Genomic DNA, 20,369 nt, shown 5'->3' with positions numbered 1-20,369 from the left:
GATTGGCCCGCTGATCGGCCGGAATCAGCGGTCGATAGGCGTCGGTTTGTCATTCGTTCACGTCATCGGTTAGAGTCTCTCTGTCGCCGAAACAGCGACAACGCGGATGTGGCGCAGTTGGTAGCGCATCACCTTGCCAAGGTGAGGGTCGCGAGTTCGAGTCTCGTCATCCGCTCTGATCAGGCCGGCGAGAGCCGGTTTGTTCTTTGGTGGTGAACCCAAGCAACGGTGGATTGGCCGAGAGGCGAGGCAGCGGCCTGCAAAGCCGTATACACGGGTTCGAATCCCGTATCCACCTCGAGACGGGCTCTCCGAGCTCACTCACAACCCGGGCGATTGGCGCAGCGGTAGCGCGCTTCCCTGACACGGAAGAGGTCACTGGTTCGATCCCAGTATCGCCCACCAGCACGAAGGCCCCGGCAGACGCCGGGGCCTTCGTCGTCTCCGGAGGTCAGGGGTTGCCGCCGAAGCCGCAGATGACCTGCGGAACGCAGGGCGAATGGTCGAGCACCTCGACCTTGGCGTTCGCGCTCGTCCGGGTGAGCCGGAACTTCACCCAGGTGAAGTTGTTCGTCTCATCGGACTCGATCCAGTGCCCGTCGGGGTCGGCGAGATGGGTGAGGTAGTACTCGCCGTCCGGGATGTCCGTGACGTCGAGTTCCTGCAGCGGCGTCGACTGGTGGTACGAATCGGCCCACCACGAAGCGAGTCCCTGCAGGTCGCCGTTGCACTCGAAGTAGGTGCGCGGCTTCGCCTTCTTCAGGGTTCCGGTCTCGCCGATGAACTCGATGTCCACGAAGCAGAAGGTGATCTTCACGCCTTCCGACCAGATCACGCTCATGTTCGCGGGGTCGGCGGGGTCGTCGCCCGGTCCGGCGCTCCGGATGTCGAAGAGTGCGACGCCGGACTGGTGCCAGTGGTTGTGCTCCGGGTGGAAGACGGCGGCGCCGGCGTCGTGCGTCGCGACGATCTGGCCGTTCGCATCGAGGATCTCCTGCGTCGCGATCGTGCACTCGGGGTACGCCTGGCCATCGATCTCGCACGGCTCGACCTGACCGCCTCCGCGGATCTGGAGGTTGCCCTCGCCGATGTTGATGTGCGTCGTCGAGAATCGCAGCCATTCGCGCTGCTGGGCGTTCTGGATCTGCAGGTGGTGCGGGACTTCCTCGATGACGTCGGGTAGCAGTGCGCCCGCGGGGAGGTCCGGCACTTCGACATCGTGGGCCCGGGCTGCAGCGCCGCCGGCGACGACGAGGAGTGCCGCGACGGCGGCGGCGGACATGACGGACGTGCGCTTCATGGCTCGCTCCAATTCCGAGGAAAGCTCGACTACATGCTTCGAGTGGAGCGTCCCAGTCCGCGCCATCCGCCCGCAAGGTCCCGTTCGGGGGCCGTTCCGGCCGCTGGGTCGTGGGCGAGCACGGCGCCCACGACCCGAGCCGGTCACCAGGCGGATGGTGCGGGCGGCGCGATCACCGGCGGACGATCGTCGCACGTGATCGTGTTCGGCAGCTGCCAGGGCGCGAGCCACGGCCCGGTCGTGTTCACGCCGGTCGAGTCGTTGCCGCCGAGATCGACGATCGAGAACTCCGAGCCCGCCGGTGTGAAGTGGAACGTCCCGCAGTTGTTGATGCCGACCGCACCCACGTTGCGCGCGTCGACGTTCTCGAACGACGCCGAACCGGCGACCCGGGCGCTGACGACCGAGGTGCCCGTCCCGTCGACCCGAACGTCGGCGAAGTGCACGTCCGAGATCGAGACCTGATCCTTCACCGGCCAGTCGGAGACGAGCATGATGGCGTTGTACGTGTTGTCGAGGTAGTGGTCGCCCGTGATCCGGATGTCGGCCTGATCGATCGAACGGTCGAGCGCGTAGAGCCAGATGGCGCCCAGCCCGATGTTCCAGTTCAGCTCGTACGTACCGGCCCGCACGGTGGTGTTGTCGGTGAACTCCAGCGAGCCCGCGAAGGGCTCTGCGCCGAATCGCGATCCCGCGTGCAGGGCGCTGCCCTCGCGGATCGGGTCGGCCACGAGGTTGCCCTCGACCGTCGTGTCGGCGCCGCCGTAGATCGCGATCCCGTTCGCGAGCGTCGGCGTCTGCACCGTGTTCCGGGCGAACGTGTTGCCCGCATTCGCGACGCCCTCCGACCACATCGCCAGGCCGTCGTCGCCGGTGTTCCGCACGAAGTTGCCCTCGGCGACCGAGTCGGAGACCCCGGTGTGGAAGTTCAGGCCGTCGGCGATCTGGTCGACGATGACGTTGTCGCGCACCACGACGCCGTCCATCGGGCCGTCGAACCAGAGCCCGACCTTCGTGTGCTCGATGTGCAGACGCTCGATCGTCGAATCGCTCATCGCGCCGCCGATGCCGTTGACCTGATCGGTGTCGATCCGCTCACGTACGTCGCCGCGGATGGCGAAGTCCGACAGGTGCACGTTCGAGCTGCCGCCGTCGGCGGCATCGCGGCCGTAGAAGCCCACGCCCGTATGGACCGAACCGTCGGCGGCCGGCTTCTTCAGTGCGACCTCCTCCCCGAACACGATCGAATGCCAGTTGCCCGCGCCGCGGATGGTGACGTCGTCGACCACGAGGTGCTCGCTCACCCGGAACCTGCCGACGGGGATGAACACCTCGACGCCATGGCGCTGGGCCCATCGAATGGCGGTCCGGAATGCCGGTGCGGAGTCGCGCACGCCGTCCGGGTCCGCGCCGAACCGCACCACGCTCACCGAGTCGGCCGGCTGGGCCGCAGGCGGGGCGACGAGCTCGGAGTCCAGCAGGTCGATCACCGTCCATGCGGCATCCGTGCCCTCGGGGGCGGTGAGCCGGACGACGGAACCGGCGGGGAAGGTCGCACCCAGCAGCATCCGCTGCTCGTCGTAGAAGTGCATGGGGCGGAACGGCGCGTCGACCTCGTAGCCCTCGCCGGGGACGCATCCGCACTCGGTGATCCACCAGTCGGGGTGCAGCAGACCGGCGTCCGGGTCGTTCGTGAACGGGTACTGGTTGTAGAGCCACGAGTACTCGGACGTGAGGGGCATGACGGCGGGTTCGCCGCCGCCGACGGCCACCTCGAGCGGCGCGGTGATCCCGCCGCCGCCGGGTGCGTCGGGGATGCTGTAGCGGACCGTGATCGCGTTCGCGGCCTCGGGCAGGACGAACTCGACGTGTTCGCCCGGGTCGAGTCGCACGGCCGAGCGCCCCGATGCCTCGGCCTCGAGGGTGTACGCGGTGCGGTCGGGGCCGATCACGTCGCCGTTCGTCGACGCGTGCTCGGCCTCCTGCTCGAGGAACGGCACCGCGGCGCCCCGGCCGGCGACGAGGGCAGGATCGAGGGCGGCACGGGTGACGACGGGCTCCGGGGCGGCCGAGGCCGGCGCCGGGCCGAGGATCGCCGCGCCGACGGCGACGGCCGTGGCCGCGGCGATTCCGAGCGGTGCGCGTCGGAATCCCGGACCTGGACCGCGGAGCGGCCGTGGGACGGGCATGGTGGGTCGTGTCATCGTCGACTCGATTCCTCTCGTTGTGCACGTCTGCGGGCACTGCTGGCGTCGCGGTGCCCTCGAGTGAGGCGAGGCTACGGCCGTGCGCGAGAACGGCACAAGGTGCTGCGAGGAATTGTCTGAGAAATGTCGAGTTCTTGCTAAATCACGCGCAAGCTCACGCAAGCGCCGACCTCGGATGGCGCGTCGGCTTGCGCGGTCGAGCGCAAGAAGGGACGAGCCGACGGGCGCCGCCCGGTGCGCGCGCCGCGCCCGCCGCGCGCGACTACAGTTGAGGGGTTGCGTCTCACACTGCAGGGGAGTGGATCCACTTGGCCGACGGCTTCGAGCTCTTCACCGATCGATCCGTTGTCGCGATGCGCGTCAACGGCGAGCTGAAGGACCTCGCGACGACGGTGACCGACGCCGACGTCGTCGAGCCGGTCACGATCGACTCGCCCGACGGGCTCGCGATCCTCCGCCACTCGACGGCGCACGTGCTCGCGCAGGCCGTGCAGAAGGTGAACCCCGACGCCAGGCTCGGCATCGGCCCGCCCGTGACCGACGGCTTCTACTACGACTTCGACGTCGCCGAGCCGTTCACGCCCGAGGACCTCAAGACCCTCGACAAGGAGATGGCTCGGATCATCCGCTCGGGCCAGCGGTTCGTGCGCCGGGTGGTGAGCGACGACGAGGCCCGAGCCGAGCTGGCCGCCGAGCCGTACAAGCTCGAGCTCATCGGCCTGAAGGGCCACCCGACGGGTGGTGAGGCCGGCCAGGACGACAACGAGTCGGTCGAGGTCGGCGGCGCCGAGCTCACCATCTACGACAACGTCGACCCGAAGACCGGCGAGGTCGCCTGGAAGGACCTCTGCCGCGGGCCGCACCTGCCGAACACGCGGATGATCGGCAACGGCTGGGCGCTCATGCGCGTGGCCGCTGCCTACTGGCGCGGCTCCGAGAAGAACCCGCAGCTGCAGCGCGTCTACGGCACCGCATGGCCGACGAAGGACGAGCTGCGCGCGTACCAGCACCGGCTCGAGGAGGCGCAGCGCCGCGACCACCGCAAGCTCGGGGTCGAGCTCGACCTCTTCAGCTTCCCCGACGAGATCGGCTCGGGCCTGCCCGTCTTCCACCCCAAGGGCGGGGTGATCAAGCGCGAGATGGAGGACTACGTCCGCCGGCGCCACATCGAGGAGGGCTTCCAGTACGTCTCGACCCCGCACATCACGAAGGCGCACGTCTTCGAGCTGTCGGGCCACCTGCCGTATTACAAGGACACGATGTTCCCGCCGATGGAGCTCGAGAATTCCGAGTACTACCTCAAGGCGATGAACTGCCCGATGCAGAACCTCATCTACCGCTCGCGCGGGCGCTCGTACCGCGAGCTGCCGCTGCGGTTCTTCGAGTTCGGCACCGTCTACCGCTACGAGAAGTCCGGCGTCGTGCAGGGCCTCACGCGCGTGCGCGGCCTCACGCAGGACGACTCCCACAGCTACGTCACCCCCGAGCAGGCGCCTGCGGAGATCCAGCACCTGCTGGACTTCGTGCTCGGCCTGCTCCGCGACTTCGGCCTCGACGACTTCTACCTCGAGCTCTCGACCCGCGACGCCAACTCCGACAAGTTCAAGGGCACCGACGAGCAGTGGGAGGTCGCGACGAACGTGCTGCGCGACGTCGCCGAGCGCTCGGGTCTCGAACTCGTGCCCGACCCGGGTGGCGCAGCGTTCTACGGCCCGAAGATCTCGGTGCAGGCACGCGACGCGATCGGCCGCACCTGGCAGATGTCGACCATCCAGTACGACTTCAACCAGCCCGAGGGCTTCGGCCTCGAGTACACCGCGGCCGACGGCACGCACCAGCAGCCGGTCATGATCCACTCCGCGAAGTTCGGCTCCATCGAGCGCTTCTTCGGCGTGCTCACCGAGCACTACGCGGGTGCGTTCCCGGTCTGGCTCGCGCCCGTCCAGGTCGTCGGCATCCCCGTCGCCGACGAGTACGCGCCCTACCTCGGCGGCATCCTGACCCAGCTCGCCGGCTCGGGCGTGCGCACCGAGCTCGACACGAGCGACGACCGCATGCAGAAGAAGATCCGCACCCACACGACGCAGAAGGTGCCGATCCAGCTCATCGCCGGCGAGAACGACCGCACCGGTGAGACCGTGAGCTTCCGCTTCCGCGACGGGACGCAGGAGAACGGCGTGCCGATCGCCGACGCGGAGCGCCGGATCCTCGATGCGATCGCGGATCGCCGCCAGGTGACGACGAGGGACGACCTGTTCGCATGACCGCGTACCAGCCCGATGAGTTCGACGGCGTGCAGACGGATGCCGCGACCGACCTCGCGGGCGTGCCCGACGCGTTCCAGCGCCTCTGGACCCCGCACCGGCTCGTCTACATCCAGCACGGGCAGCAGCCCGACGAGCACTCGTGCCCGTTCTGCCGCGCACCCGAGCTGAGCGACGAGCAGTCACTGATCGTCGCGCGCGGCGAGCACGCCTACGTGCTGCTCAACCTGTATCCGTACAACAGCGGACACCTGCTCGTGTGCCCCTACCGCCACATTGCGACGTACGACGAGGCGAGCCCCGAGGAGGTCGCCGAGATCGGCGAGCTCACGCAGGTGGCGATGCGCACGGTCATGCAGGTGTCCCGCTGCGACGGGTTCAACATCGGCATGAACCAGGGGCGGATCGCGGGCGCCGGCATCGCCGAGCACCTCCACCAGCACATCGTTCCCCGGTGGGCCCTCGACTCGAACTTCTTCCCGATCATCGCGGGCACCAAGGCGCTCCCGCGCCTGCTCGGCGAGGTGCGCGAGGAGATCGCCGAGGCCTGGCCGCGCTGACTCGATGGATCAGCGGACCCGGCGCACCTCGAACTGCAGGCGCGGGTGGGCGTACGCCTCCTGCGACTCGACGAGCTGCAGTTCGCGCTCGCTCGACTCGTGGGTGGTCGTCAGGAGGTCGAACACGCTCGATGCCGTGCGGGCGAGCGCGTCGGCCGCGTCGCCCGTGCGGCGGTAGTGCGCCGTGAAGAGCGCCGCCGTGACATCCCCCGAGCCGTTCGCCTTCATGGGCAGCATCGGAGTCTGCACGATCCACGCGCCGCGGTCATCGACCGCGAGCATCTCGATCGTGCCCTCCTCGCGATCGGGGCGCTCGACGCTCGTGACGAGCACGGTCCGGGGCCCCATGGCGCGCGCCAGGTCGACCGACTCGAGGGTCGACTCGAGCGAGCCCGGCTCGGTGCCCGTGAGGTAGCCGAGCTCGAACTGGTTCGGCGTGATGAGGTCGGCGGCGGGGACCACGCGATCGCGAAGCAGGATCGGGATCGCCGGAGCCACGAAGCATCCGCTCTTCGCATTGCCCATGACCGGGTCGCACGAGTAGATCGCCTCGGGGTTCGCGACCTTGATGCGCGCGACGGCGTCGAGGATGACGTCGGCGATGCCCTCCGAGCCCTGGTACCCGGAGAGGATCACGTCGATCTTCGGAAACGCGCCGCGATCCTCGATGCCGGCGATGACCTCGCGCACGTCGTCGGGGGCGATGAGCGGACCGCGCCACGCGCCGTAGCCGGTGTGGTTCGAGAAGTTGACCGTGTAGACCGGCATCACCTCGACGCCGATGCGCTGGAGCGGGAAGACGGCCGCGGAGTTGCCGACGTGGCCGTAGGCGACGGCGGACTGGATCGAGAGGACCTTCACCCCTCGATCATTCCATCCCGGCGGGTGCGAGCCGGCCGCCCGCGGCGCGGACCGCGGCGGCGATGTCGGCAGCGAGCCGCTCGGCGTCGGCCTCGGCGAGGTCGTGCACGGTCAGGCGCAGGCGACGGCTCGACGACGCATCGTCGGCGAGCACGAACTCGTCGCCGGCCCGCACGAGCCAACCTCGGCGCATGAGCTGCTCGGAGACGTCGCGGGCGGGCACGGGCAGGCTCACCCAGAGATTCAGCCCGTCGCCGGCGGTCGCGGGCAGACCGAGCGCCGTGAGTCGAGCGGCGAACGCGTCGTTGCGCTCGGCGTAGTGCTCGCCGGCCGCGTCGATGGCCGACACGACGTCGGGGTCGGTGACGAGCGCCAGCGCGAGGCGCTGGAGGAGGTGGCTCACCCACGTCGTGCCCGGCGTGAGTCGCATCGCGAGCCGGTCGGCCGTCTCGCGGTCGGAGGCCGTGACGGCGAGGCACATGTCGGGACCGAGGAACTTCGAGACCGAGCGCACGAGCGCCCATCGGCGATGGTCGGGCCCGATCAGCGAACGGTACGGGCTCCGCGAGAGCATCGAGAAGTGGTCGTCCTCGATCACGAGCACGTACGGATGCTCGCGCAGCACCGCACGCAGGTCGGCGGCCCGTCGTTCGGAGAGGCTCGCCCCGGTCGGGTTCTGCGCGCGCGGCGTGCACACGACGGCGCGCACGCCCAGCTCGAGCGCCGAGCGGAGCCCGTCGACGGTCATGCCCTCGTCGTCGACGGGGACGGGCACGGGGCGGTAGCCGCCCACGCGGACGGTGTGGATGCTGGTGAGGAAGCATGGGTCCTCGAGCGCGACCGCGTCGTCGCGCACGAGCGCCTGGGCGAGCAGCCTCTCGACCGCGTCGGCCGCGCCGCTCGTGATCGTGAGTCGCACGTCGGACGGAGCGAGGTCGGCGCCCACCCATTCGTGCGCCCAGCGTTCGAGGTCGGGGTCGATGACCGGCTCGCCGTAGAGCACCGGGCGCCCGGCCATGCCGGCGAGGGCGCGCGACGGGTCCGGGATCAGATCGGGATCGGGGTTGCCGGTCGCGACGTCGCGGAGCACGCTGTCGGCCGCGAAACCCTCCTGGGCGACGGGGGACCGGTCGGCGACGCGCGTGCCGCCGCGTCCCCGCGTGACGACCATGCCCGCCGTCGTGAGCTGCCGGTAGGCGGCGACGGCGGTGTTGCGGTTGACGCCGAGGTCGTCGGCGAGGCCTCGCACGGGCGGCAGCGGATCGCCCGGCAGCAGGACGCCGCGCTCGATGAGGGCGCGCACGCTCGCGGCGATGTCGGCGGCCGATCGGCCGGTGATCTCGAGGGTCATGTCACGATCCGTCGCTGTTCCGGGAGCAGGGTCCCGCCCATGCTATCTTTTGGCCTAGGCCAAGCAACCGTCTTGTCCGAGAATTTGCGCGAGTCCGCGCCATCCGTTCGAAAGGGAACCCCGATGAGCACTGCCGAGACCGGCTCGAGCCGCGTGAAGCGCGGCCTCGCCGAGATGCTGAAGGGCGGCGTCATCATGGACGTCGTCACGCCCGAGCAGGCGCGCATCGCCGAGGACGCGGGCGCCGTCGCCGTCATGGCGCTCGAGCGGGTCCCCGCCGACATCCGCGCCCAGGGCGGCGTCGCCCGCATGAGCGACCCCGACCTCATCGAGGCGATCATCGCCGAGGTCTCGATCCCGGTCATGGCGAAGGCGCGCATCGGCCACTTCGTCGAGGCGCAGGTGCTGCAGGCGCTCGACGTCGACTACATCGACGAGTCCGAGGTGCTCTCGCCGGCCGACTACGTCAACCACATCGACAAGTGGGGCTTCACGACGCCCTTCGTCTGCGGTGCGACGAACCTCGGCGAGGCGCTCCGCCGCATCAACGAGGGTGCGGCGATGATCCGCTCGAAGGGCGAGGCCGGCACGGGCGACGTCTCCGAGGCGACGAAGCACATCCGCAAGATCACCTCCGAGATCAACCAGCTGAAGTCGATGACGCGCGACGAGGTCTACGTCGCGGCGAAGGAGCTGCAGGCGCCGTACGACCTCGTGCTCGAGGTCGCCGAGACCGGCAAGCTCCCCGTCGTGCTCTTCACCGCGGGCGGCGTCGCGACCCCGGCGGATGCCGCCATGATGATGCAGCTCGGCGCCGACGGTGTCTTCGTGGGCTCGGGCATCTTCAAGTCGGGCAACCCCGAGCAGCGCGCCGCGGCCATCGTCAAGGCGACCACCTTCTACGACGACCCGAAGGTCGTCGCCGAGGTGTCGCGCGGGCTCGGCGAGGCCATGGTCGGCATCAACGTCGGCGACCTGCCCGCTCCGCACCGGCTCGCCGAGCGCGGATGGTGAGCCTTCGCGACGAGTCCCTGGGGGCGACGGATGCCGCGGGGCCGACCGTCGGCGTCCTCGCCCTCCAGGGCGACTTCCGCGAGCACGCGCGCGTGCTCGGCGAACTCGGCGCGCGCGTCGTGCTCGTCCGCCGGCCCGAGGACGTCGAGGGCATCGACGGGCTCGTGATCCCCGGCGGCGAGTCGACCGTGATGGACAAGCTCTCGCGGGCGTTCGGCGTCGCCGAGCCGCTGAAGCGGCGCATCGCCGCGGGGATGCCGGTTTACGGCACGTGCGCGGGACTCATCATGATCGCGGACACGCTGCTCGACACGATCGAGGGGCAGCAGAACCTCGGCGGGCTCGACGTCGTCGTGCGCCGGAACGCCTTCGGGTCGCAGAACGAGTCGTTCGAGACCGAGCTCGCGGTGCCTGCGCTCGGTGACGAGCCGGTCCACGCCGTGTTCATCCGGGGTCCGGTCGTCGAGTCGGTGGGAGCGCAGGCGAGCCCGCTCGCGGCGCTCGCCGACGGTCGCGTCGTGGCGGTCGAGCAGGGCAACCTGATCGGCACCAGCTTCCACCCGGAGATCGAGGGCGACCACCGATTCCACGAGTACTTCCTCGGGAAGGTCCGGGCCGCGGCCGTCGCTTCGGTCTGAGCGATCAGTGGTGGCCCGGGCCCCGCCATCGGGCGGTCCCTGGGCGGAACGGCGGGCCTCCACGGGCGCGGCGAGCCGCGGCATCCGCTTGCCTTGCCGTCATGACCACACGACTTCCCAGCACGGGTGCGCCCGATCGCAGCGCGCCCGCCACGACCTGCCGCAGCGACGAGGTGGTGGTGATCCACCGCCTGTTCCGTCGCCTCTTCGCCGAGGCGCCCCGCCTCGTCCGCCGCGTCGGGCACGGCGAGATCGAGCGCGCGAGGCACCTTTCGAAGCACCTCCACGGCATCACCGCGCTGCTCCACGTGCACCACCGCACCGAGGACGACTACTTCTGGGACCGCATGACCGAACGGGCGCCCGCGTGCGGGCTCCACGTCGAGCTCATGCGCCGTCAGCACGGCCTGGTCTCGGACCGGCTGGACGTCGTCGACGCCATCGTCGACCGGTGGGCGCGCGACGCCGACGCCGGCACGGCGACCCGGCTCGCCGCCGAACTCGACGAGGTGGACCGCCTGCTCACACAGCACCTCGCCGATGAGGAGCGCGACGCGTTCCCGGTGCTCGACGCGATCCTCTCCGACGCCGAGTGGGACGACATCCACCGGCACGCCCGTCGGCACAGGCCGCCGCTGCCGATCTTCGTGCTGCTCGGCCTCATGCTCGAGAGCGTGCCCGAGGCCGAGCGCGACGCGTGGTTCGAGAAGGAGATGCCCGCGCCGATCCGGCTGGCGTACCGCACCGTCGGTCGCCGTCAGTACGAGCGCGCGGTGCGCCGCCTGCGCGCGGACCGCGGCGTCGCTCCGGGGGCCGTGCCCGCGACCGCCTAGAATGTCGGGGTACTGAACCACCGTGACGGGAGAGGCATGTCCGGGCATTCCAAGTGGGCGACGACCAAGCACAAGAAGGCCGTCATCGACGCGCGCCGTGCGAAGTCGTTCGCCAAGCTCATCAAGAACATCGAGGTCGCGGCCAAGCTCGGCGGCGCCGACCTCGGCGGCAACCCGACCCTGTACGACGCGGTGCAGAAGGCCAAGAAGACGTCGGTGCCGAACGATAACATCGACCGCGCCATCAAGCGCGGCGCCGGCATCGGCGGCGAAGCGGTCGAGTACCAGAACATCACCTACGAGGCGTACGGCCCGAACGGCGTCGCCCTCATGATCGAGGTGCTCACCGACAACAAGAACCGGGCTGCAGCCGAGGTGCGCACCGGGCTGAGCCGCAACGGCGGCACACTCGCCGACCCGGGATCGGTCGCCTACAACTTCACGCGCAAGGGCGTCATCGTCGTCACCGGCGAGGGCACGACCGAGGACGACGTCATGATGGCGGCCCTCGAGGCCGGCGCCGAGGAGATCGAGCCGCACGCGCAGGGCTTCGAGGTCGTCACCGACCCGTCCGACATGGTCGAGGTGCGCAAGGCACTCCAGGAAGCCGGCCTCGACTACGAGTCGGCCGACATCGAGTTCGTGCCGAACCTCAAGGTCGAGGTCGACGCCGACACGGCCAAGAAGGTGTTCCGCCTCATCGACGCGCTGGAGGACAGCGACGACGTGCAGAACGTCTACAGCAACTTCGACCTCACCCCCGAGGTGCAGGCCGAGCTCGAGGCGGACTCGGAGTAGGGGCCGTGCGGGTCCTCGGCATCGACCCCGGGCTGACCCGCTGCGGCGTCGGCGTCGTCGACGTGGCGCCCGATCGTTCGGCGCGACTCGTCGACGTCGTCGTGCTGCGCTCACCGGCCGACCAGGCCACGCCCTCCCGTCTCGCGCGAATAGCGGACGGCCTCGAGGCGATCATCGAGGAGCACCGTCCGAACGCGGTCGCGCTCGAGCGCGTATTCGCGCGCAGCGACGTCTCGACGATCATGGGCACGGCGCAGATCTCGGGCGTCGCGATGCTCATCGCCGCGCGTCGGGTGCTGCCGGTCGCGCTGCACACCCCGAGCGAGGTCAAGGCCGCGATCACCGGCTACGGGCGCGCCGACAAGAAGCAGGTCGGCACGATGGTGGCGCGCATCCTCGGCCTCGACGAGGTGCCGAAGCCCGCGGATGCCGCCGACGCCCTCGCACTCGCGATCTGCCACGCGTGGCGGACGGGGGGCGTCGCGGGTGCGGCGATCGCCGACGCGCAGGCGGGCGCCGGCACCGTCGCGCGCACGGGGCGGGATGCCTCGGGCAACGCGCTCACCCCGGCGCAGCGGGCGTGGCTCGCCGCGGAACGCGCCGCGGCCGTGTCGGGGGCAGCCCGTAGGGTGAAGGAGTGATCTCCTCCCTCCGCGGCCGCGTGCTCCAGGCGTCCGGCAGTTCGCTCGTCGTCGAGGTGTCCGGGGTGGGGTACCTGGTGAACGCCACCCCCGCATTCGTCCTCGGGAGCCGGGTCGGCGACGAGGTGCTCGTGCACACGTCGCTGGTGGTGCGAGAAGACTCGCTGACCCTCTTCGGGTTCGCGACGCGCGACGAGCTCGAGGTCTTCGAACTCCTGATCGGCGTGACCGGCGTCGGTCCGAAGTCCGGGCTCGGCGTGCTCTCGGCGATGTCCCCGTCCGACGTGGCCCGCGCGGTGCAGGCGGAAGACGATGCGGCATTCCGACGTGTCAGCGGCATCGGCCCGAAGACCGCCAAGCTCATCACGCTCTCGCTCGCCGGCAAGCTGGTCGCACCGTCGGCCGCCGCCAGCGGCGCCCCCGTCGCGACGGGCGGCGTCGCCGACGACGTGCTCGCGGCGCTGACCGGGCTCGGCTGGTCCGAGAAGCTCGCCGGCGAGGCGATCGCCGAGACGCTCGAGGCGGCGGATGACGCCGCCGCGGCCTCGGTGCCGGTGCTGCTCAGACTGACCCTCGCCCGACTCGGTCCGGCGCAGCAGGGAGCGCGCGCGCAATGAGCGACCACGACCTCGACCTCACCGATCCGGAGCTCGCCTCGGAGGCCGAGCTCGCGTTCGAGGGCGCGCTGCGACCGAAGAGCCTCGGGGAGTTCGTGGGGCAGACCCGCGTGCGCGGCCAACTGCAGCTGCTCCTGTCCGCGGCCGCCATGCAGCAGCGGACCCCCGACCACATCCTGCTCGCAGGCCCCCCGGGCCTCGGCAAGACCACGCTCGCCATGATCGTCGCGCACGAGGGCGGGCGTCCGCTGCGCATGTCGAGCGGGCCCGCCATCCAGCACGCCGGCGACCTCGCCGCCATCCTGTCCTCGCTCGTCCCGGGCGAGGTGCTCTTCATCGACGAGATCCACCGCATGGCGCGCTCCGCAGAAGAGATGCTGTACCTCGCGATGGAGGACTTCCGGATCGACATCATGGTCGGCAAGGGCGCAGGAGCCACCTCCGTGCCCCTCGACCTCGCACCGTTCACGCTCGTCGGGGCGACCACGCGTGCCGGTCTCCTGCCGAACCCGTTGCGCGACCGGTTCGGGTTCACGGCGCACCTCGAGTTCTACGACGAGGCCGAGCTCGAGCAGGTGCTCGGTCGCGCGGCCCTGATGCTGGGGCTCGATATCGATCGGGCCGCGATCGCCGAGATCGCCGGCCGATGCCGCGGTACGCCGCGCATCGCGAACCGGCTGCTGCGGCGCGTCCGCGACTACGCGCTCGTGCACGGCGGGCGCGCCGACGTCGACGCCGTCCGGGCGGCGCTCGAGCTGTACGACGTCGACCCGCTCGGGCTCGATCGTCTCGACCGTGCCGTCATGATGACGATCCTCACCAGGTTCGGCGGCGGCCCCGTCGGTCTCAACACGCTCGCGGTCTCGGTCGGCGAGGAGGCGGAGACCATCGAGGCCGTCGTCGAGCCCTTCCTCGTGCGCATCGGCCTCATCACCCGGACCCCGCGCGGCCGAGTGGCCACTCCCACCGCCTGGCGGCACTTCGGACTCGTCCGCGAGGCCGAGGGCACCGGGGTGGCGCTGCCGATCGATGACCTATAATCCTTTGAGGCTCCGGCCACCCCGCCCCTGATCGTGCGCAACGGCGCACACCGGAAGGTTTCCCACCCCATGGTCCTTGATCCGCTGACTCTCATCATGCTCGCCGTCCTGGCGGTGCTGATCTTCTTCATGTTCCGGAACTCCCGGAAGCGCCAGGCGGAGCAGCGGGAGCTGCAGTCGAAGGTCCAGCCGGGCGCGACCGTGATGACGAACTTCGGGGTGTTCGGCACCATCCTCTCGATCGACGAGGAGGAGAACCGCGTGGAGCTCGAGTCGTCGCCGGGCACCGTCCTCACGGTGCACCGCCAGACCATCGCCCGCGTGGTGGAGCCCGTCGAGGCGCCCGCCGAGGCCGCCGCCGCGATCGAGGGTGAGCCCGAGTTCGGCGAGCGCGTCGACGAGTCGCCGAACGACGAGACGCCCGACGCCAAGAAGTCGGACGACTGAGGCCCACCCCATAGCTCTGCCCGCGCGATGCTGCGCGGGCTCCCTGCAGAGAAGGCACAATCGTGGCTGCACCATCCAAGCGGTCCTCGCGACCGACGCCCGTCCGCAAGGCCGTGCGATCACTGACCTGGCTCGGCGTCCTCATCGTCGCGCTGTTCGGCATCAACGCGGCCGGCGTCATCTGGGGCGGTGGCTCCTGGACCCCGAAGCTCGCGCTCGACCTCGAGGGCGGCACGCAGATCATCCTCGCGCCGCAGGTCGCCGAAGGTGAGACCGTGTCGCAGGAGCAGCTCGACCAGGCGGTCTCGATCATCCGCCAGCGCGTCGACGCCTCGGGCGTCTCCGAAGCCGACATCACGACTCAGGGCGGCCAGAACGTCGTGGTCGCGATCCCGGGCGAACTCGACGAGCAGACCCGCAATCGCATCGAGTCGTCGGCGAAGCTCGAACTCCGGCCCGTGCTGCTCGCGGATGCCGCGACCAACCAGTCGATCGACCCGAGCGAGAGCCTCGAGCCGACCGACGGCGCGGAGGAGGAGCTCTCCGCGACGCCGAGCGTCGAGCCGACGGACGCGAGCGACCCGAACTGGGTGACGCCCGCCCTGCAGGACGAGTTCGACACGTTCGACTGCGCGGCCCTCGACGAGAGCGGGGCGAACGTCGCCCCGTCCGACGAGCCGCTCGTCACGTGCGACTCCACCCGCACCATCAAGTACCTGCTCGGCCCGGTCGAAGTCAGCGGCGAGGACATCGTCGACGCGACCAACGGCATGGTCCAGACCCAGACCGGTGCGACGACCGGCCAGTGGGCCGTCAACATCGTCTTCAACGAGCGCGGGGCCGAGGCGTTCGCCGAGGTCAGCCAGCGACTGTTCGCGCTGAACGGCCAGACGCCGCGCGATCAATTCGCGTTCGTGCTCGACGGGGCGGTCCTGTCGGCACCGCAGATGAACGGCGTCATCACCGACGGACGGCCGCAGGTCACCGGCAACTTCTCGCAGGAGTCGTCGAAGGCCCTCGCCGATCAGCTGAAGTTCGGTGCGCTGCCGATCAGCTTCGAGGTGCAGTCCTCCGACACGATCTCCGCCACCCTCGGCACCTCGCAGCTGCAGTCCGGCCTCATCGCGGGCATCATCGGCCTGATCCTCGTCGTGATCTACACGCTGTTCCAGTACCGCGCGCTCGGCTCGGTCACGATCGCGTCCCTGATCATCGCCGGTGTGATCACCTACCTGATGATCACGATCCTCGGCTGGTACCAGGGCTACCGCCTCTCGCTCGCCGGCATCGCGGGCCTGATCGTCGCGATCGGCTTCACGGCCGACTCGTTCATCGTGTACTTCGAACGAGTCCGTGACGAGCTGCGCGACGGTCGGCCGCTCGTCGGGGCGGTCGAGGCCGGATGGAAGCGCGCGCTGCGTACCGTGCTGTCGTCGAAGTCGATGAACCTGCTCGCGGCGGTTGTGCTGTACATCCTCGCCGTCGGCAGCGTGCGCGGCTTCGCGTTCACCCTCGGTCTGACCACGATCATCGACGTCATCGTCGTCATCCTGTTCACGCACCCGATGCTGCAGCTGCTGGCGCAGACGCGCTTCTTCTCCAGCGGGCACTCGTGGTCGGGGCTCGACCCGCAGGCGCTCGGAGCGGTCTATCGCGGTCGTGCAGAGTTCCGCAAGCCGGTCGCCGTCCCGGCGAAGAAGGCGGCATCCAGTTCGCGCGAGGCGCAGAAGCGCCAGACCATCGCCGAGCGCAAGGCCGCGCAGGCCGACGCCACCGTCGGCGCCGGCGAGAGCAAGGAGTCCTGATGGCCAACCGACTCACCACGTTCGGCAACGACCTCTACACGGGCAAGCGTTCGTTCAACTTCGTCGGCGGGCGCAGGAAGTGGTACGCCATCGCGGCCGTGCTCATCATCCTGTCCGTCCTGATCCCCGTCGTGCGCGGCTTCAACTTCGGCATCGAGTTCCGCGGGGGTTCGCAGTTCCAGATCTCCGGGGTGGAGAATGCGACCGAGCAGCCGGCCATCGACGCGGTCGGCGAGGTCGTCCCCGGCGCCGTCGCCCGCGTGACGATCGTCGGTACCGACGGCGTGCGCGTGCAGACCGACCAGCTCGAGCAGGCCGAGTCCCGCGACCTGACCACCGCCCTCGCCGACGCCTACGGTGTGCCCGAGTCCGAGGTGACATCCTCGTTCATCGGCGCGAGCTGGGGTGCGGACATCACGCGGCAGGCGCTCCTCGGCCTCGCGGCGTTCCTCCTCCTGGCCGCGGTCATCATGGCGTTGTACTTCCGCACGTGGAAGATGTCGCTCGCAGCGATCCTGTCGCTCCTCGGCGACCTGATCGTGACCGCCGGACTCTACGCGGCGGTCGGCTTCGAGGTGACCCCGGCGGCGGTCATCGGCATCCTGACGATCCTCAGCTACTCGCTATACGACACCGTCGTGGTGTTCGACAAGATCCGCGAGAACACATCCGAGGACGGCCAGGAATCGCGTCGGACGTTCGCCGAGTCCGTCAACCTCGCCGTGAACCAGACGCTGGTGCGTTCGATCAACACGAGCGTGGTGGCGGCTCTTCCGGTCGCCGCCATCCTCTTCATCGGCGCCGGCGTGCTCGGTGCCGACACGCTCCGCGACATCTCGCTCGCGCTGCTGATCGGCATCCTCGTGGGTACGTGGTCGACGGTCTTCATCGCCGCACCGCTCTACTCGCAGCTGCGCGAGGGCGAGCCGGCGATCAAGCGGCACGACCAGAAGGTCCTCAAGGAGCGGGAGCGCGCGGGCGGGTCGTCGGCCGAGGCACTGCCGGTCGCCTGAGGCATCGACCGGACCTCGATGTCACCCGACCGCTTCGGAAGCGGTGATAATTGAGGTCTGGAGGTGCGGGGCTCATGACCGATACCGGTGTCAACTCGACAGCGTCACTGCGTCGACTCGTGCCTCGGATCTTCTCCAAGGCACTCCCCGCGGGGGCGGTCGACAACGTCATGCGCACCGTGCGGATGCACCACCCGAAGGCCGACCTGTCGGTCATCGAACGCGCCTACACGGTGGCCGAGCGCGCCCACGAGGGGCAGAAGCGACGCAGCGGCGAGCCGTACATCACGCATCCGATCGCGGTCGCCCAGATCCTCGCCGACCTCGGTATCGGCTCCAAGGCCGTCGCCGCCGCGCTGCTCCACGACACCGTGGAAGACACGGCATACACCCTCGACCAGCTGCGCGCCGATTTCGGTGACGAGATCGCGATGCTCGTCGACGGGGTCACGAAGCTCGACAAGGTCAAGTACGGCGACTCCACGCAGGCCGAGACCGTCCGCAAGATGATCGTCGCGATGTCGAAGGACATCCGGGTGCTCATCATCAAGCTCGCCGACCGGCTGCACAACGCCCGGACGTGGGGCTTCGTCCCGGCGGCGTCGGCGACGCGAAAGGCCACCGAGACGCTCGAGATCTACGCGCCGCTCGCGCACCGCCTCGGAATCCAGACCATCAAGTGGGAACTCGAGGACCTCTCGTTCGCGGTGCTCTACCCGAAGCTCTACGCCGAGATCGAGAGCCTGGTCAAGCAGCGCACGCCCCAACGCGAGGAGTACGTCCAGTCGGTGATCGACCTGGTCTCCGACGACCTCAAGGCCGCACGCATCCGCGGCAAGGTCGTGGGCCGGCCGAAGCAGTACTACTCGATCTACCAGAAGATGATCGTGCGCGGCCGCGACTTCGACGACATCCACGACCTCGTCGGCATCCGGATCCTCGTGAACTCGGTGCGGGACTGCTACGCCGTGCTCGGCTCCATCCACGCGCGATGGACCCCTGTTCCCGGCCGGTTCAAGGACTACATCGCGACGCCGAAGTTCAACCTGTACCAGTCCCTGCACACGACGGTGATCGGCCCGAAGGGTCGCCCCGTCGAGATCCAGATCCGCACGCACGACATGCACCAGCGTGCCGAGTACGGTGTCGCAGCGCACTGGAAGTACAAGGAGCGGATGGCCGCCGGCCACACCGACGGCGGCGCGACGCGCGGCGACGCCGACATGGCCTGGCTCGCCCACATCTCGGACTGGCAGGCCGAGACCGCCGATCCCGGGGAGTTCCTCGATTCGCTGCGGTTCGAGATCGGCGCGAAGGAGGTCTACGTCTTCACCCCGAAGGGTCGCGTGATCGGCCTGCCCGCCGGTGCGACGCCGGTCGACTTCGCCTACGCCGTGCACACCGAGGTCGGCCATCGCACGATGGGGGCGAAGGTCAACGGCCGGCTCGTGCCGCTCGAGAGCGAGCTCGTGAGCGGTGACGTCGTCGAGGTCTTCACATCGAAGAACCCCGATTCGGGCCCCAGCAAGGACTGGCTCAACTTCGTCAAGAGCCCGCGGGCCCGCAGCAAGATCCGGCAGTGGTTCACGAAGGAGCGGCGCGACGAGGCCATCGAGCACGGGCGTGACGCGATCGCCCGCGCGATGCGCAAGCAGAATCTGCCGCTCCAGAAGCTCATGAGCCAGGAGTCGTTCGCCGAGGTCGCCGCACAGCTGCGCTACGACGACGTCTCCGCGCTGTACGCGGCGGTCGGCGAGGGGCACGTGTCGACGCAGTCGGTCATCGAGAAGGTCATCGCCCTCGTGCGGGACGTCGACGATGCAGACGAGCCGGAACTGCCGGCCATCCCGGTGCGGTCGCGCCCGCTCCCGCGGACGAGCGACTCCGGGGTGCTCGTGCGAGGCGCGCCCGACATCCTCGTGAAGATCGCGCGGTGCTGCACGCCGGTTCCCGGCGACGACATCGTCGGGTTCATCACCCGCGGGTCCGGCGTGTCGGTGCACCAGGCGTCGTGCCACAACGTGCAGTCACTGCTCCGCGAGCCCGACCGCATGATCGACGTCGAGTGGGCGCCGAGCTCGAAGAGCGTGTTCCTGGTGCAGATCCAGATCGAGGCGCTCGACCGCGCCGGACTGCTCTCCGACGTGACCCGCGTGCTCAGCGAGCACCACGTCAACATCCTCTCCGCGAACGTCTCGACCTCGTCGGACCGGCTCGCCATCAGCCGCTTCGTGTTCGAGATGGGCGACACCACCCACCTCGACCGCGTCCTCAACGCGGTTCGACGCATCGACGCCGTCTACGACGTCTACCGGGTCAGCGACGGCTGATCCGCGACGCGCGGGCGTGCCGCCACGACGGACGGCGGACCTGCCGCGACGATCTCGGCGGAGGTGAGGCGCGCGAGCGCGGCCGCCTTGTGCGGCAGGCGATGGGCACGCTCCAGGCGTGCGCGCACCGCGTGGCCGGCCGAACGATCGCTCGTGAGCAGCGCCGCCACGATGTCGACGGCGTCGCGAGCGGGATCGGCGTCGCGAACGAGATCGTAGACGGTGCGGTGCACCGTGGTGCATCGGATGCCGCCGATGACGACGATGTCGGCGGCCTCGATCGCCACCTCGCGCAGGAGCATGCCCGCCGGCAGCGATCGGATCGCCACGCGTGCGGAGTGCGGGACACAGCATTCGGCGACGGGCGGCGGAGCAGGCAGCGCACCGTGCACCCACGCCGCGGAGCGGCGCTCGACGACGAAAGGCGGCGGCAGTCGTGGCGACACCGATGCGGCGCGGAGGCTCGGGAGATCGGGCTCGTCGATCGGGCACCATCCGGCCCCGATCGGCATCACCTCGCCATCGAGTCTCGCGGCGCAGAGTTCGGCCAACGGGAGGTCGTCGAGGTCGAGGACGGAGGGGAGTCGGGCCATGCGAGCCATGTTGCGGCATCCGGCGCGACCGTGGGCGGTGATCATCGCAGGTTGTGG

General features: G+C 69.7%; 18 protein-coding genes and 3 tRNA genes. 16 read left to right on the top strand and 5 right to left on the bottom strand.

Annotated elements, in window-relative coordinates; translation table 11 throughout:
- Positions 1 to 102: 102 nt before the first annotated feature.
- The 3 genes from ACIQH8_RS12015 to ACIQH8_RS12005 all read left to right on the top strand — a co-directional run bounded on the left by ACIQH8_RS12015 (position 103) and on the right by ACIQH8_RS12005 (position 405).
- A tRNA-Gly gene (locus tag ACIQH8_RS12015) sits at positions 103 to 175 on the top strand.
- A 52-nt stretch (positions 176 to 227) separates the two neighbouring features.
- Positions 228 to 298: transfer RNA gene (locus ACIQH8_RS12010), tRNA-Cys, on the top strand.
- Positions 299 to 330: 32 nt separating this feature from the next.
- A tRNA-Val gene (locus ACIQH8_RS12005) sits at positions 331 to 405 on the top strand.
- A gap of 46 nt (positions 406 to 451) precedes the next feature.
- Here the strand turns inward: ACIQH8_RS12005 and ACIQH8_RS12000 are convergent.
- Positions 452 to 1,300, bottom strand: a complete 849-nt coding sequence (locus tag ACIQH8_RS12000; protein ID WP_400998882.1) for a lysyl oxidase family protein — start codon at positions 1,298 to 1,300, stop codon at positions 452 to 454.
- 143 nt (positions 1,301 to 1,443) lie between these two features.
- The gene (locus ACIQH8_RS11995) at positions 1,444 to 3,504 is read right to left on the bottom strand and encodes a glycosyl hydrolase family 28-related protein (protein ID WP_400998880.1); all 2,061 of its coding nucleotides are present in this window, start codon (positions 3,502 to 3,504) and stop codon (positions 1,444 to 1,446) included.
- A 356-nt stretch (positions 3,505 to 3,860) separates the two neighbouring features.
- Between ACIQH8_RS11995 and thrS the strand changes: the two genes are divergently transcribed.
- Both thrS and ACIQH8_RS11985 read left to right on the top strand, forming a co-directional pair.
- On the top strand, positions 3,861 to 5,771 hold the full coding sequence (gene thrS, locus ACIQH8_RS11990; RefSeq protein ID WP_400999813.1) for a threonine--tRNA ligase: 1,911 nt from the start codon (positions 3,861 to 3,863) through the stop codon (positions 5,769 to 5,771).
- Entirely contained in the window at positions 5,768 to 6,331 is a 564-nt protein-coding gene (locus tag ACIQH8_RS11985; protein ID WP_400998877.1) for an HIT family protein, read from the top strand. The genes thrS and ACIQH8_RS11985 overlap by 4 nt, the downstream gene beginning before the upstream one ends.
- A gap of 9 nt (positions 6,332 to 6,340) precedes the next feature.
- Here ACIQH8_RS11985 and pdxY read toward each other — a convergent pair whose 3' ends face one another.
- Both pdxY and ACIQH8_RS11975 read right to left on the bottom strand, forming a co-directional pair.
- Entirely contained in the window at positions 6,341 to 7,192 is an 852-nt protein-coding gene (pdxY, locus tag ACIQH8_RS11980; RefSeq protein WP_400998874.1) for a pyridoxal kinase PdxY, read from the bottom strand.
- A gap of 7 nt (positions 7,193 to 7,199) precedes the next feature.
- Positions 7,200 to 8,543 carry an aminotransferase class I/II-fold pyridoxal phosphate-dependent enzyme gene (locus ACIQH8_RS11975; protein ID WP_400998872.1) on the bottom strand — a complete coding sequence of 448 codons (1,344 nt, stop codon included), beginning with the start codon at positions 8,541 to 8,543 and terminating at the stop codon, positions 7,200 to 7,202.
- A gap of 123 nt (positions 8,544 to 8,666) precedes the next feature.
- Between ACIQH8_RS11975 and pdxS the strand changes: the two genes are divergently transcribed.
- The 11 genes from pdxS (at position 8,667) to ACIQH8_RS11920 (ending at position 19,719) form a co-directional block, all read left to right on the top strand.
- Positions 8,667 to 9,557: a pyridoxal 5'-phosphate synthase lyase subunit PdxS gene (pdxS, locus tag ACIQH8_RS11970; RefSeq protein ID WP_400998870.1), complete on the top strand. Its 891-nt coding sequence runs from the start codon at positions 8,667 to 8,669 to the stop codon at positions 9,555 to 9,557.
- On the top strand, positions 9,551 to 10,195 hold the full coding sequence (gene pdxT / locus ACIQH8_RS11965; protein ID WP_400998868.1) for a pyridoxal 5'-phosphate synthase glutaminase subunit PdxT: 645 nt from the start codon (positions 9,551 to 9,553) through the stop codon (positions 10,193 to 10,195). Before pdxS ends, pdxT begins: the two co-directional genes overlap by 7 nt.
- Before the next feature lie 101 nt (positions 10,196 to 10,296).
- Positions 10,297 to 11,028, top strand: a complete 732-nt coding sequence (locus ACIQH8_RS11960) for a hemerythrin domain-containing protein (RefSeq protein ID WP_400998865.1) — start codon at positions 10,297 to 10,299, stop codon at positions 11,026 to 11,028.
- A 36-nt stretch (positions 11,029 to 11,064) separates the two neighbouring features.
- The gene (locus ACIQH8_RS11955) at positions 11,065 to 11,826 is read left to right on the top strand and encodes a YebC/PmpR family DNA-binding transcriptional regulator (RefSeq protein ID WP_400998862.1); all 762 of its coding nucleotides are present in this window, start codon (positions 11,065 to 11,067) and stop codon (positions 11,824 to 11,826) included.
- A gap of 5 nt (positions 11,827 to 11,831) precedes the next feature.
- A complete protein-coding gene (ruvC, locus tag ACIQH8_RS11950) occupies positions 11,832 to 12,467 on the top strand; it encodes a crossover junction endodeoxyribonuclease RuvC (protein ID WP_400998859.1) in 636 nt (211 codons plus the stop codon).
- Positions 12,464 to 13,084: a Holliday junction branch migration protein RuvA gene (gene ruvA, locus ACIQH8_RS11945; RefSeq protein WP_400998856.1), complete on the top strand. Its 621-nt coding sequence runs from the start codon at positions 12,464 to 12,466 to the stop codon at positions 13,082 to 13,084. The genes ruvC and ruvA overlap by 4 nt, the downstream gene beginning before the upstream one ends.
- Positions 13,081 to 14,124, top strand: a complete 1,044-nt coding sequence (ruvB, locus tag ACIQH8_RS11940; RefSeq protein WP_400998852.1) for a Holliday junction branch migration DNA helicase RuvB — start codon at positions 13,081 to 13,083, stop codon at positions 14,122 to 14,124. The genes ruvA and ruvB overlap by 4 nt, the downstream gene beginning before the upstream one ends.
- A 96-nt stretch (positions 14,125 to 14,220) precedes the next feature.
- Positions 14,221 to 14,571, top strand: a complete 351-nt coding sequence (yajC, locus tag ACIQH8_RS11935) for a preprotein translocase subunit YajC (protein WP_400998849.1) — start codon at positions 14,221 to 14,223, stop codon at positions 14,569 to 14,571.
- Between the two features lie 62 nt (positions 14,572 to 14,633).
- Positions 14,634 to 16,376: a protein translocase subunit SecD gene (gene secD / locus ACIQH8_RS11930; RefSeq protein WP_400998846.1), complete on the top strand. Its 1,743-nt coding sequence runs from the start codon at positions 14,634 to 14,636 to the stop codon at positions 16,374 to 16,376.
- Positions 16,376 to 17,389 (top strand): protein translocase subunit SecF, encoded by a 1,014-nt coding sequence (gene secF, locus ACIQH8_RS11925; RefSeq protein WP_400998843.1) that lies wholly within the window; start codon positions 16,376 to 16,378, stop codon positions 17,387 to 17,389. Before secD ends, secF begins: the two co-directional genes overlap by 1 nt.
- 74 nt (positions 17,390 to 17,463) lie before the next feature.
- Positions 17,464 to 19,719, top strand: coding sequence for a RelA/SpoT family protein (locus ACIQH8_RS11920; protein ID WP_400998840.1), 2,256 nt, complete (start codon positions 17,464 to 17,466; stop codon positions 19,717 to 19,719).
- On the opposite strand, the gene ACIQH8_RS11915 is transcribed toward ACIQH8_RS11920, so the two are convergent.
- The gene (locus ACIQH8_RS11915) at positions 19,698 to 20,312 is read right to left on the bottom strand and encodes a hypothetical protein (RefSeq protein ID WP_400998837.1); all 615 of its coding nucleotides are present in this window, start codon (positions 20,310 to 20,312) and stop codon (positions 19,698 to 19,700) included. The genes ACIQH8_RS11920 and ACIQH8_RS11915 overlap by 22 nt on opposite strands.
- Positions 20,313 to 20,369: the final 57 nt, after the last annotated feature.

The sequence above is a fragment of the Agromyces sp. GXQ0307 genome (assembly GCF_044769845.1).
In the GTDB taxonomy this organism is placed as follows: Bacteria; Actinomycetota; Actinomycetes; order Actinomycetales; family Microbacteriaceae; genus Agromyces.
This window is presented reverse-complemented; position numbering and strand designations above follow the sequence as displayed.